Consider the following 13,134-nt stretch of genomic DNA (forward strand, 5'->3'; position numbering starts at 1 on the left):
CGCCGGAACATCCGGCGGGTTCGCCTCACTCGACGTCGTCGACGCTCGCCGGGCCGCCGCCATAGGCGCGCTGGGCGAGCGCGGCCTCCATGAACGGGTCGAGGTCGCCGTCCAGCACTTCCTGCGGCGTGCCGGAGGTGACGCCGGTGCGCAAATCCTTCACCAGCTGGTAGGGCTGCAGCACATAGGAGCGGATCTGGTGGCCCCAGCCGATATCGGTCTTGGCGGCCTGATCGGCGGCGGCCTGCGCCTCGCGCTTCTTCAGCTCCAGCTCATAGAGCTTGGCGCGCAGCATCTCCCACGCGGTGGCGCGGTTCTTGTGCTGCGAGCGGTCACCCTGCGCCACCACCGCGATGCCGGTGGGAATATGGGTGAAGCGCACCGCCGATTCGGTCTTGTTGACGTGCTGGCCGCCGGCGCCGCCCGAGCGCATGGTGTCGACGCGCAGGTCGCTCTCCTTGATGTCGACGACGATGCGGTCGTCGATCACCGGGTAGACGTCGACGCTGGAGAACGAGGTCTGGCGCCGCGCATTGGAATCGAAGGGCGAGATGCGCACCAGCCGGTGCACGCCGCCCTCGGTCTTCAGCCAGCCATAGGCATTGTGGCCCTTCACCAGGATGGTGGCGGACTTGATGCCGGCGGTCTCGCCGCCGGTCTCGTCCACCAGTTCCACCTTGAAGCCGCGCCGCTCGGCCCAGCGCGTGTACATGCGCAGCAGCATCAGCGCCCAGTCCTGGCTGTCGGTACCGCCGGCGCCGGCATGGACTTCGAGATAGCTGTCATTGGCGTCGGCCTCGCCGGAGAGCAGCGCCTCCAGCTGACGACGCGCCACTTCCGCCTTCAGCCGCTTCAGCGCCTCGGCGGCTTCGTCGACGATGGAAGTGTCGCCCTCCATCTCGCCGAGCTCGATCAGCTCGACATTGTCGTCGAGCTCGCGGTTGATGCGCTCGATGGCGCTGAGACCGTCCTCAAGCGTGCCGCGCTCCTGCATCAGCTTCTGCGCGCGCTCGGGGTCGTTCCAGAGATTGGGATCCTCCGCCATGGCATTGAGCTCGGCGAGGCGGGCTTTGGAACGGTCGAAATCGATGTGCTGCCGGAGCAGCCCGGCGGCTTCGCGGATTTCGTCGACGCTCGCGGCGAGGTCGGCGCGCATGATGGACACTCTCGAACGCAGGGAGAAAGGCGGCGGAAAATAGAGAGGAAGGGCGGCACTGTAAACGCCCCTCCTCTCCTGGCGTCGCCGCTCATCCACCGGGCGGTCGGGACAACCGGTGGAGACACCCCTTCCGCTGCCAGCCAATGGCGGCCGGACGTCAGTCCCGGCCGCGCGCGGCGAGCATCAGGTCGCGCGAGATCGGCTTTTCCGGCTCGGAGCGCAGCACCAGCGACGTCGTCACCTCGCCGAAGCGGCCGATGGAATCGACGATGACAGCCAGATGCTCCGGCGCCGGCACGATGGCCTTCAGCACGAAGCAATCATTGCCGGTGACGCGATGCACCTCGACCACATAGGGGAGCTGCTCGAAGGCCCTGAGGCAGGCGGCGATATGTTCGTGCGCCGTCTTGAGACGGATGATGGCGGTCATCCGCAGCCCGACGGCGGCAAGGTCGATGCGCGCGCCATAGCCGGCGATGACGCCGCGCTCCTCCAGCCGTTTCACCCGCTCGGACACCGCCGGCTGGGAGAGGCCGATACGGCGGCCGAGCTCGGAGAGAGGCAGGCGCCCATCCTGCTGCAGGGCCTCGAGGATATCAAGATCGCGCTCGTCGAGCCCCGCCACCGCCGGGCGGAAGCCGGGAAGGCGGACGCCGGGGAAGTCGCGCCTTGAATCCATAAGCAGAACTCCGTTTTGGCCGATGGATCAGCATGGCACCAACGAGCCGGCTTTGCCATGTTGCGGGGCTGGCCGGTGCCCGCCAGCTCCGTGCGGAGCCCCTACACGGTCACGCATCCTGTTGCACATATCCTGTTGGACGGAGCCCACCATGCGCCTCATCGGCATGCTCGATTCGCCCTATGTCCGGCGCGTCGCGATCTCCCTGAAGCTGCTGCGCCTGCCCTTCGGGCACGAGCCGGTATCGGTGTTCCGGCATTTCGATGCCTTCGCCGCGATCAACCCGGTGGTGAAGGCGCCGACCCTCGTCACCGATTCGGGTGTGGTGCTGATGGAGTCGACGCTGATCCTGCAGCATGCCGAGCGCCTCGCCGACCCGGCGCTGACGCTGGAGCCTGCCGACCTCGCCACCCATGCCCGCGCCCAGCGGCTCATCGGGCTAGCATTGGCCGCCTGCGAGAAGACAGTGCAGATCGTCTACGAGCACGAATTGCGGCCGCAGGAAAAGCGCCACGAACCCTGGCTCGCCCGTGTGCGTGGACAATTGCGCGCGGCTTATCGGTTGCTGGAAGCGGAGATCGGCCCCGGCGAGGGCTGGCTGCTCGGCCAGCGGCCGATGCAGGCGGACGTCACCGCCGCGGTGACCCTCGGTTTCACCCATCTCCTGCTACCGGGCGAGATCGCCGATGCCGACGTTCCGCGCCTCGCCGCGCTCGCCGCCCGGGCCGAGGCGCTGCCGGAATTCGCCGGCACGCCGATGACGTGATCACGTTATTGCGTGATCACTTGATCGAAGACGATCGCGCTGCGCGGGAGCGGGAGGCAAGCGTGGCACGTGGCGGCGACCGCCGCCCCGGCCTCTCAGTAGAGCCCGCCGGTGCCGCTATTGCCGATGGCGCGGTCGGCGTCCGGCGACACGGTGGTCGGCCGGCCCGACGCATCGGTGGCACCGACGACCGAGTAATAGTCGCCCGGCGGCGCGGTGCCCGGCTTGAAGGCCTCGAGGATCGACTTCTCGCCCGGCCCGGCGCGCTGGCCGCTCTTCGGGTTGATGCGGATCAGCTTCATGCCCGGCGGCACGCGGAACGGCACGGCCGGACGGTCGGCCAGCGCCACCTGCATGAAGTCCCGCACCACTGGCGCGGAGATCAGGCCGCCGGTCGAGCCCTTGCCCATCGGCTTGGGAGTGTCGAAGCCGAGATAAACAGCCACCACCATGTCCGGGGTGAAGCCGACGAACCAGGCGTCCTTCTCCTCGTTGGTGGTGCCGCTCTTGCCCGCCACCGGCTTGCCGAGCGCCTTCAGCGCCGTGCCGGTGCCACGCTGGACGACGCCTTCCATCATCGAGACCATCTGATAGGCGGTCATCGGGTCGAGCACCTGCTCGCGCCGGTCGACCAGCGTCGGCTCGGGCTGGTCCTGCCACTGGGCGGCATCGCAGCCGCGGCATTCGCGCTCGTCATGCTTGTAGATGGTCTTGCCGTAGCGGTCCTGGACGCGGTCGATCAGCGTCGGCTTGATGCGCCGGCCGCCATTGGCGAACATCGAATAGCCGCCGGCCATCCGCATCACCGTGGTCTCGCCGGCGCCGAGCGCCATCGACAGCACCGGCAACAGGTTGTCGTAGATGCCGAAGCGCTTGGCATAGTCGGAGATCACCGGCATGCCGAGATCGTTGGCGAGCCGCACCGTCATCACGTTGCGCGACTGCTCGAGGCCGAAGCGCAGCGTCTGCGGGCCGTAGAACTTGCCGGAATAATTCTCCGGCCGCCACGTCGCCTGCCCGGCCTGGTTCAGCTCGAACGGCGCGTCGAGCACGATGCTGGACGGGGTGTAGCCATTGTCGATCGCCGAGGCATAGACGAAGGGCTTGAACGAGGAGCCCGGCTGGCGCTGCGCCTGCGTCGCGCGGTTGAACTGGCTTTCGTCGAAGGAGAAGCCGCCGGCCATCGCCAGCACGCGCCCGGTCCACGGGTCCATGGCCACCAGCGCGCCCTCGATTCGCGGCTGCTGGCGCAGGCGCCACTGGTCGGCCTTGCCGTCCACCGGCTCGACATAGACGACGTCGCCGGCCTTGAGCACGGTGTTGACGCCCTTGCGGCCGCGCAGCGCCCACTTCACCCCGTCGGCGGTGATGACGCCGACCTCGCGCTGGTCCGGCAGCTGGCCGGAACGGTCGCGCTGCGGCTGCAGGCCGATGCGCGCCATGTCTGCATTGGCTTCCAGCACCACGGCGAGGCGCCAGGGAATGTCGCTGAAGGCGCGCACATCGGCGAGCCGGGCGCCCCAGTCGCCGGACACCTCGATGCCGGTGATGGCGCCGCGATAGCCGCGCTGCTCGTCATAGCGGGTCAGGCCGTCGAGCAGCGCCTTCTTGGCGATCTGCTGCAACTTGGGATTGAGCGTGGTGCGCACCGACAGGCCGCCGCCATACAGCTTGTCCTCGCCATAGCGCTCGAAGATCTCGCGGCGCACTTCCTCGGCGAAATATTCGGCGGAGAAGATGTGCGCGCCGGTCGGGCGCACGGTGACGGCGAGGTCGGTGGCCTTGGCCTTGTCGGCCTGTTCCTGGGTGATGTAGCCGTTCTCGGCCATGCGATCGATCACCCAGTTGCGGCGCTCGACGGCGGCGTCGTGGCGGCGGAACGGGTGGTAGTTGTTCGGTCCCTTCGGCAGGGCGGCGAGATAGGCCGCCTCGGCGATGGTGAGCTCGTTCACCGACTTGTCGAAATACAGCAGCGAGGCGGCGGCGACACCATAGGAGCCGATGCCGAGATAGATCTCGTTCAGATACAGCTCGAGGATCTTGTCCTTGGAATAGGCGCGCTCCATGCGCAGGGCGAGCAGCGCCTCCTTGACCTTACGGTCGAGCGAGACCTCGTTGGTGAGCAGGAAGTTCTTCGCCACCTGCTGGGTGATGGTCGAAGCGCCCTGCGGCCGCCGGCCCGAGCCGTAATTCTGCAGGAAGGCATAGGCGGCGCGGCCGATGCCGGTCACGTCGATACCGCCATGCGAATAGAAATTCTTGTCCTCGGCAGAGATGAAGGCGTCCTTCACCAGGTCCGGGATGTTCTGGATCGGCAGATAGAGCCGGCGCTCCTTGGCATATTCGGCCAGCAGCGAGCCGTCGGCCGCGTGGATGCGGGTCATCACCGGCGGCTCGTAGTTCTGCAGCTGGGTGTAGTCCGGCAGGTCCTGCGAGTATTTCCAGACGAAATAGGCCGCCACGGCTCCGCCCACCACGAACACGATGGTGCCGAGAGCGAACAGGAAACCCAAAAACCGCAACAACAGCCGCATTCGGCCATGACCCCGCAAACTTGCACACCCGCCGCGACGCACGGCGGGCGCATCGAACCGATGTCGCCTTCACGCACCCTGTGCGCAGCAACTATGGCCTTATCGCGGCCGGTGACGCATGGGCGCCCGCAACCGCCTCGTCCAGATCGCCCGGCAGGGCGGCCGACGCACCGTCCTTGGGCTTCTGGGCGACGAAATAGGCCTCGATGGCCGTCGTCATCGCATCGGTCACATTAGATTGCCAGCCTTCCGATGTCATGAGTTCGAGATCCTTGCGGCTGGAAAGATAGCCGAGCTCGAACAGCACGGAAGGCACGTCCGGCGCCTTCAGCACCCGGAACCCCGCCGATTTGAGCGGCGATTTGTGCATGCGGGCGGTGGATTCGACATGGTTCGCCAGGGTGCGGGCGAAGGCGGCGGAGAAATTGCGCGTCTCGCGCTGGGCGAGATCGAACAGGATGCCGGCGACGTCGGCCGGTTCCTCGGACAGATCGAGGCCGGCGATCTTGTCGGACTTGTTTTCCGAATCGGCGAGGCGCTGGGCCTCGGAATCGGAGGCGCGGTCGGAAAGGGTGTAGATGGTGGCGCCGCGCACGTCGCCGTCACGGGCGGAGAGGGAATCGGCGTGCAGCGAGATGAACAGCCGCGCCCCAGCCTCGCGTGCGATCTTCACGCGTTCGCCGAGCGCGACATAGGTGTCGTCCTCACGGGTCATCACCGGCCGGTAGCGGCCGGTCTTCTCCAGCTTGTCGCGCAGCATCAGGCCGATCTTGAGTGTGAGCTCCTTCTCCACGGCGCCGAAGGCGGCATTGGCGGCGCCGGGGTCGATGCCGCCATGGCCGGGATCGATCACCACCACCGGGCGCACATCGCCGGGCGCGGCCGGAGCCGGACGGGCCACCGCGGTGTCCGGCAGGCTGCGCACCGGCGCGGCCACCGTCTTCAGGAAGGTGGCGCGGTCGACCTTCACCAGATCGACGACGAGGCGGGCCGGCTGCCCGTCCATCGGGTCGAGCACGAAGGCCTTGTCGATGGCCACCGGCGCGGAGAGGTCCATGACGATGCGCCCCTTGCGCGGGGCGAACAGGCCGAAGCGGTAGGCAGTGACGAGGCCCCGCCCCTCCTGGCCGGAGGTCGCCGGCAGCGAGAACACCACATCCGGCACGTCGATGACCACGCGGTAGGGATCGGCCAGGGTGAAGGCCCCCAGCGCCACCGAGCGCGACAGGTCGATGACGAGGCGCGTGCGCTCGCCGTCGCCGGCGAGCCGCGCCTCGGTCGCCACGGCGGGGTCCGGCGCAGGCACGGCAGGCGCGTCGTCGGCCAATGCCGGCACGAACCAGGCAGCCAGCCCGATCGCCAGCAGCAGCGTCCGGAACAGCGTCGCCCCGAGGAACACGCCTCCGGCAACCGCCATACCGAAACCTTTTGCCTGCCTGCGCGTCGTCAGCGTCGTCTCTCCGAAACGTGCGGCCCCCGCCCGTTATGTAACGGAATAGGAACTTCGGGTTAACCGGTCGTTGACCTTGGAAGTTCCCGTCCCGTCGCACCGTGGCCGCTGCGCAACGCTCAAGCAGGCGTGGCTTGCCAAATCGGCACCCGTAACGCTATTAAGATCATGCATATGGTTCGCCTGCAGGGACGTCGGATTACCCGGCTTTCGCGATCCGATGGCGCCGGGCGGTCCAGTGATGGGCGAGCCCAGCATCCGCCCACGATCAGGCCCGTCCGGGCCAGCTCCATTCAAGAGCGCGTGAGGATGCGACTGAGCGGTCCTCGCGGACCGCGCGCCACGGTGACGCTTGAGCCGACGACGTATCGGGGCCACGGAACGCCGCTTGCCGGCGCCGGCTCTCTTCTGAGCTGATCGTGGCTTTTCCGCGCCATATGCCGTCGGCCGGGTCGTTCGCGACCGCGGCTACCTGTTCGGTCGAGGAATGGACGACACCAGAGTGATGACACGTCAGCCGGCATGGGCGGATCGGGCACCGAGCGGGACTTCCCGCCCGGCGCGTGATCGCCGGATGTCGGTGCCGCGTCGCTCGCGCCCCGCATGCGAGGCCGCTCGTCCCCCTGGCCCGGTATCGCCCCCCGCTTACAGGCACGCTTTTCGCCGTCCGGCTGCGCTTGCGCCGCCGACGCCGCCGTGCCCCCACATGAGAGTTCAATGGCCAACAAGATGCTCATCGACGCCACCCACCCGGAAGAGACCCGGGTCGTGGTGGTGCGCGGCAGCCGAGTCGAGGAATTCGACTTCGAGGCCGCCAACCGCAAGCCGCTGCGCGGCAACATCTATCTCGCCAAGGTCACGCGGGTAGAGCCGTCCCTTCAGGCCGCCTTCATCGAGTATGGTGGCAACCGGCACGGCTTCCTCGCCTTCAGCGAGATCCATCCCGACTACTACCAGATCCCGGTCGCCGATCGGCAGGCCCTGCTGGCCGAGGAAGAGCGCCAGCAGCGCAAGGAAGCCGAAGAGGAAAGCGAGGAGCGCCCGCGCGGCCGCAGCCGTCGTGGCCGTGACGACAAGTCGAGCGCCAAGCGCGCCGCCGGCGACGAGACGGTGAGCGAGGACGCTCCCGCCGAGGGCGCCGAGGCCGATGCCGACGAGGCCGCCAAGGAAGCCTCCTCCCGTCCGTCCCGCCGCCCGCGCCGCCCTTCCGCCGATGACGAGCCCACCGGCGAGGTCGAGGAAATCGCCGGCGAGGAAGAAATCGTCGACGAGGTCGGCTCCGACGACGCGCTCGAGGAAGTGCCGGAGCGCGCGCCGCAGCGCCGTGCCCGCACCTACAAGATCCAGGAAGTGATCAAGCGCCGGCAGGTGATGCTGGTGCAGGTCGTCAAGGAAGAGCGCGGCAACAAGGGCGCGGCGCTGACCACCTACCTGTCGCTCGCCGGCCGCTATTCGGTGCTGATGCCGAACACCGCCCGTGGCGGCGGCATCTCCCGCAAGATCACCTCGGCCGAAGACCGCAAGCGCCTGAAGGAGGTCGCCTCCGACCTCGACGTGCCGGAGGGGATGGGCATCATCCTGCGCACGGCGGGCGCCAGCCGTACCAAGACCGAGATCAAGCGCGACTTCGAGTACCTGCTGCGCCTGTGGGAGAACGTGCGCGAGCTCACCCTCGCCTCCACCGCCCCGGCGCTGGTCTATGAGGAGGGATCGCTGATCAAGCGCTCGATCCGCGACCTCTACAACAAGGACATCGACGAAGTTCTCGTCTCCGGCGACGACGGCTACCGCGAGGCCAAGGACTTCATGCGCATGCTCATGCCGAGCCATGCGAAGAACGTGAAGCCCTATCGCGAGCAGCAGCCGGTCTTCGCCCGCTTCGGGGTGGAGAGCCAGCTCGACGCGATGTTCCTGCCGGTGGTGCAGCTCAAGTCCGGCGGCTATCTCGTCATCAACCCGACCGAGGCGCTGGTCTCGATCGACGTGAACTCGGGCCGCTCGACCCGCGAGCACAATATCGAGGACACGGCGCTTAAGACGAACCTCGAAGCGGCGGAGGAAGTCGCCCGCCAGCTGCGTCTGCGCGACCTCGCCGGGCTGATCGTCATCGATTTCATCGACATGGACGAGAAGCGCAACAACCGGGCGGTCGAGCGCAAGCTCAAGGATTGCCTGAAGAACGACCGCGCCCGCATCCAGCTCGGCCGCATCTCGCATTTCGGCCTGATGGAGATGAGCCGCCAGCGCATCCGCACCGGCGTGCTGGAATCTTCGACCGAGGTCTGCCCGCATTGCGGCGGCACCGGCCATGTGCGCGCCTCCTCCTCCGTGGCGCTGCAGCTGCTGCGCGCCGCCGAGGATCTGCTGCTCAAGTCGAACACGCATAACCTCATCGTGCGCACCCGCGCCGAGAACGCGCTCTATGTGCTCAACCACAAGCGCGCGCATCTGCATGAGCTCGAAGAGCGCTTCGGGGTGATGATCACCATCTCCGCCGATCCGACGCTCACCGGCCTCATCCCCTTCGCCATCGACAAGGGCGACGCGGTGCTCAATCCCATCCCCCTGCCCCGCCCCGCCGAGCCGGTGGTGGAGATCGAGGAAGAGGAAGAGGTCGTCGCCGTCGAGGACGAGGAAGAAGTTGCCGCCGAGACCGAGAGCACCGAGGCCGCCCCGGCGGCTCCCGCTGCCTCGGGCGAGCAGGCGCCGCAGGGTGATGGCAATCGCCGGCGCCGCCGGCGCCGTCGTCGTCGTCGTGGCGGAGCCGGCGGTGGCGAGAATGCCGACGCGGGCAGCGATGCCGAGCTGAGCGGCGTCGAGTTCGAGGGCGAGGGCGAGGATGAAGGCGACGAGGAACAGGGCGGCGAGGACTGGTCGACCGGCGGCAACGCCGAGTCGGTGATCGCCGTCGCGCCGGTCGAGGGCGAGGCGGCGGCGGAAGCCCTCGCTTCGGCCGAGGAAGCCGGCGTCGCTGAGACCGTCGCAGAGGCTCCGCTCGCGGAAACGCCGGCCGTCGAGGCGCCCACCGACGCGGTTCCCGCCGAGGAAGCTACGGCCGGAGAGGCCAAGGCTGACGAGGCCAAGACCGACGAGGCCCCGACCGACGAGGCCAAGCCGCGCACCCGCGCCCGCCGCGCCAGCACCCGCCGCCCGCGTGGCGCCAAGGCTGCCGAAGCCGCTGCTGCCGAGGTCGCCGCTGCGGAAGCCGCTCCCGCCGAAGCGGCGCCCGCCGTCGAGGTCCCGGCTGCCGAGGCTCCGGCCAGCGGCGAAGCTGAGACGCCGAAGCCGCGTCGCCGCCGCTCGACAGTGCGCGAGCGTGCCCCGGCCGTGTCGGACGCTGTTGTCGAGACGGTGGCCGAGGCTGCGCCTGTCCCGGCCGAACCGACCCCCGCCGAGCCGGCCCCCGCTGCGGCGGAAGCTGCCCCGGCGCCTGAGGCTGGTAAGGTGGAAGCGGAAACGACCGTCGCCGAGGCTACGCCCGATGCGCCCGCCGATGATCGCCCCCGCCGCACCGGCTGGTGGCAGCGCAAGATCCTCGGTAGCTGAATCCTCGGCAACTGAGCGTTCTCCGCTCCCAAGACACGAAACCCCGGTCCGCTAGCGCGGGCCGGGGTTTTTCTTTGGCCGTCCAATAGTCAGCAGGCTCGCGCGGCGGACGCTTCCCGTCCGTCAGCAGCTATCCCCGGCGCAGGAAGTCACCGATCCGCTCCACCGCCAGCGCCATCTCGTCGAGCGCGCCGGCATAGGAGAAGCGCAGATAATGGTGGCCGCGATGCGGGTCGAAATCGACGCCCGGCGTCGCCGCCACCCCCGCTTCGTCGAGCAGCCGCCGCGCGAAGGCCGCCGAATCGTCGGTGAAGCGCGAGACGTCGGCGTAGAGGTAGAACGCCCCGTCCACCGGCAGGAATTCCGGCAGCCCGACCTTGGGCAACTCGCGGGTCAGCAGCAGCCGGTTCGCCTCGTAGCCGTGCTTGACCGCCTCCATCTCGGCGGCACCGTCGAAGGCGGCTTCGGCGGCGACCTGCGACAGGGTCGGCACCGAGATCATCAGATTCTGCTGCAGCCGCTCCACCGCCCGCACCAGCGGCGCCGGCATCACCATCCAGCCGACCCGCCAGCCGGTCATGCAGAAATATTTCGAAAAGGAGTGGATCACCGTCGCATGCGGCGACATCGCCGCCGCCGTGGCGGCGGGAAAGGCGTAGTCGAGCCCGTGATAGATCTCGTCGGAGAGGAAGCGGATGCCCTCGGCCTCGGCAGTGGCGATCAGCTCGGCCAGCGCCTCCGGGCGCATCATGGTGCCGGTGGGGTTGGCCGGGCTCGCCACCAGCACCGCCTTCAGCGGCGCGCGGCGATGCGCGTCGATCAGCGCTTCCGGCGTGATCGCCCAGCGCGAGGCGGCGTCGGTCTCGATCAGCACCGGCTCGCAGCCGAGCGCGGTAAGGATGTGCCGGTAGGGCGGGTAGCCGGGATTGGCGATCGCCACCCGGTCGCCCGGCTCCAGCAGCGCCAGGAAGGCCAGCAGGAAGCCGGCGGAGGAGCCGGTCGTCACCACCACCCGCGACGGGTCGAGATCGACGCCATAGGCCTCGCCATAATGGCGAGCGATGCGCGCCCGCAGGCCTGGCAGGCCGAGCGCCGTCGTATAGCCGATCCGCCCCTCGTCGAGCGCCCGGCGCGCCGCCGCGCGGGCGGCGAGCGGCGCGGGGGCTGCCGGCTGGCCGACTTCCATATGCACGACATGGCCGCCCGCCGCCTCGATCTGCGCCGCCCGCTCCATCACGTCCATGACGATGAACGGGGCGATCTCGCTGCGCCGCGAGGGCGTGGCGAGCAGCGCGGCGGCGATATCGAGGGTGGTCGAGGACGTAAAAGAGGCGGTCATGAAGGGGCTCTCGCCATGCCGCCGCATCGGTGCCGCAATCTGCGGTTCGTGTGCGACGTTGCGTTCAAACGAAGATGATGCATACCGGTCTTGACCCCGGCCCGCGGAGCGGGTCAGGTCGCGGCACTCGCATGCAGTCGATGGATGATGCTTCTGACCCGCCTTGACAACCCCCCGCTTCGGCGGAGCCTAGCCGGATACGGGCTCGCCGGCACTGGCCGTCGCCTCGCCCGGGCGGTCGTCTGCCTTGCGCTCGGCCTGTCCGTCGCGACCCCGTCCGCGCTTGTCCCGCTCGGCTTTCCGGCGGTGGCGCAGGCGCAGGATAGCGGGCGGCGCAACCCGACCGTCATCCGCGACACCGAGATCGAGAACCTGCTGCGCGACTATATGCGGCCGATCTGGAAGGCCGCCGGGCTGACGCAGCAGAATCTCCGGGTCGTCATCATCTCCGATCCGTCGTTCAACGCCTTCGTGATGGACGGCAAGCGCATCTTCGTGAACACCGGCGCGCTGGCCACCAGCGAGACGCCGAACGAGATCATCGGCGTGCTGGCGCACGAGACCGGCCACATCGCCGGCGGCCACCTCGCCCGCATGCGCCAGGAGCTGGAAAGCGCCCAGACCATGGCGATCATCGGCACGCTGCTCGCGGCCGGCGGCGTCGCGGCCGGGGCGGCGTCGGGCAGCAATATGGGCGGCGCCGCCGCCGCGCTGGCCGGGCCGGGAGAAATCGCCCGCCGCTCGGTGCTCGCCTATGCCCGCGCCCAGGAACAGGCGGCGGACCGCTCGGCGGTCACCTATCTCGATGCGACCAAGCAGTCGCCGGTCGGCATGGTGAAGACCTTCGAGCGCATGCAGAACGACCAGATGTTCATCAGCCAGCGCGTCGATCCCTATGTGCTGAGCCATCCGATGGCGCGCGAACGCATCGCCGCGCTGGAGGACCTGGTCGCCAAGAGCCCCTACCGCGACGCCAAGGATACGCCGCAGTTGCAGGCGCGCCACGACATGATGCGCGCCAAGCTGGTCGGCTTCTCGCAGCCGCCGGACGCGGTGGCGCGCCGCTACCCGCCGTCCAACACCTCACTGCCGGCGCGCTATGCCCGTGCGATCTCCGCCTATCGCTACGGCTCGGTGCCGGACGCCATCCGCCAGATCGACGCGCTGATCGCCGAGCAGCCGAACAATCCCTATTTCTACGAGTTGAAGGGACAGGCGCTGCTCGAAGCGAGCCGGGCCCGCGAGGCGATCCCACCGCTGCGCAAGGCGGTCCAGCTTTCGGGCGGCGCGCCGCTGATCCGTACCCTGCTCGGCCAGGCACTGGTGGCGGCCAACGACAAGTCCTCGCTGGACGACGCAGTGCGCGAGCTCACCTTCGGCGTGCAGCGCGAGCCGGACTCGCCGACCGCCTGGCGCTTTCTCGCCCAGGCCTATGGCCAGAAGGGCGACCTGCCGAATGCCGACCTCGCCTCCGCCCAGTCGGCAATACTCTCCGGCGATGTGCGGCTCGCCCGCGAACTCGCCGCCCGTGCCCGCCAGACATTTCCCTATGGCTCGCCCGGCTGGCTGAAGGCGGACGACATCGTCAACGTCAAGCCGCCGCCGAAGAAGAGGCCGGGGCCTACGCCCTGATCCCCGTATCATCCGTCATTGCGCGCCGC

At 68.8% G+C, this 13,134-nt stretch carries 8 protein-coding genes; 3 read left to right on the forward strand and 5 right to left on the reverse strand.

Going from position 1 to position 13,134, the window contains the following annotated elements:
- Positions 1-25 precede the first annotated feature (25 nt).
- Together prfB and LGR54_RS17105 are read right to left on the reverse strand one after the other, a co-directional pair.
- Positions 26-1,156 (reverse strand): peptide chain release factor 2, encoded by a 1,131-nt coding sequence (gene prfB, locus LGR54_RS17100; RefSeq protein WP_230363177.1) that lies wholly within the window; start codon positions 1,154-1,156, stop codon positions 26-28.
- Between the two features lie 160 nt (positions 1,157-1,316).
- The gene (locus tag LGR54_RS17105) at positions 1,317-1,838 is read right to left on the reverse strand and encodes an Lrp/AsnC family transcriptional regulator (protein ID WP_230363178.1); all 522 of its coding nucleotides are present in this window, start codon (positions 1,836-1,838) and stop codon (positions 1,317-1,319) included.
- A 151-nt stretch (positions 1,839-1,989) separates the two neighbouring features.
- Here LGR54_RS17105 and LGR54_RS17110 point away from each other — a divergent pair, with 151 nt between their 5' ends.
- Positions 1,990-2,604, forward strand: coding sequence for a glutathione S-transferase family protein (locus LGR54_RS17110; protein ID WP_230363179.1), 615 nt, complete (start codon positions 1,990-1,992; stop codon positions 2,602-2,604).
- Between the two features lie 95 nt (positions 2,605-2,699).
- On the opposite strand, the gene LGR54_RS17115 is transcribed toward LGR54_RS17110, so the two are convergent.
- Both LGR54_RS17115 and LGR54_RS17120 read right to left on the reverse strand, forming a co-directional pair.
- Entirely contained in the window at positions 2,700-5,138 is a 2,439-nt protein-coding gene (locus LGR54_RS17115) for a penicillin-binding protein 1A (RefSeq protein ID WP_230363180.1), read from the reverse strand.
- A 91-nt stretch (positions 5,139-5,229) separates the two neighbouring features.
- On the reverse strand, positions 5,230-6,555 hold the full coding sequence (locus LGR54_RS17120) for an N-acetylmuramoyl-L-alanine amidase (RefSeq protein ID WP_230363181.1): 1,326 nt from the start codon (positions 6,553-6,555) through the stop codon (positions 5,230-5,232).
- A gap of 750 nt (positions 6,556-7,305) precedes the next feature.
- On the opposite strand from LGR54_RS17120, the gene LGR54_RS17125 reads away from it, so the two are divergent.
- On the forward strand, positions 7,306-10,134 hold the full coding sequence (locus tag LGR54_RS17125) for a ribonuclease E/G (RefSeq protein ID WP_230363182.1): 2,829 nt from the start codon (positions 7,306-7,308) through the stop codon (positions 10,132-10,134).
- Positions 10,135-10,264: 130 nt separating this feature from the next.
- Here LGR54_RS17125 and LGR54_RS17130 read toward each other — a convergent pair whose 3' ends face one another.
- On the reverse strand, positions 10,265-11,473 hold the full coding sequence (locus tag LGR54_RS17130) for a pyridoxal phosphate-dependent aminotransferase (protein WP_230363183.1): 1,209 nt from the start codon (positions 11,471-11,473) through the stop codon (positions 10,265-10,267).
- A 144-nt stretch (positions 11,474-11,617) separates the two neighbouring features.
- Here LGR54_RS17130 and LGR54_RS17135 point away from each other — a divergent pair, with 144 nt between their 5' ends.
- Complete coding sequence (locus LGR54_RS17135; protein ID WP_230363184.1) at positions 11,618-13,105, forward strand: M48 family metalloprotease; 1,488 nt, start codon at positions 11,618-11,620, stop codon at positions 13,103-13,105.
- Positions 13,106-13,134 lie beyond the last annotated feature (29 nt).

It is taken from the genome of Ancylobacter sp. Lp-2, assembly GCF_020523795.1.
Taxonomy (GTDB): Bacteria; Pseudomonadota; Alphaproteobacteria; order Rhizobiales; family Xanthobacteraceae; genus Ancylobacter.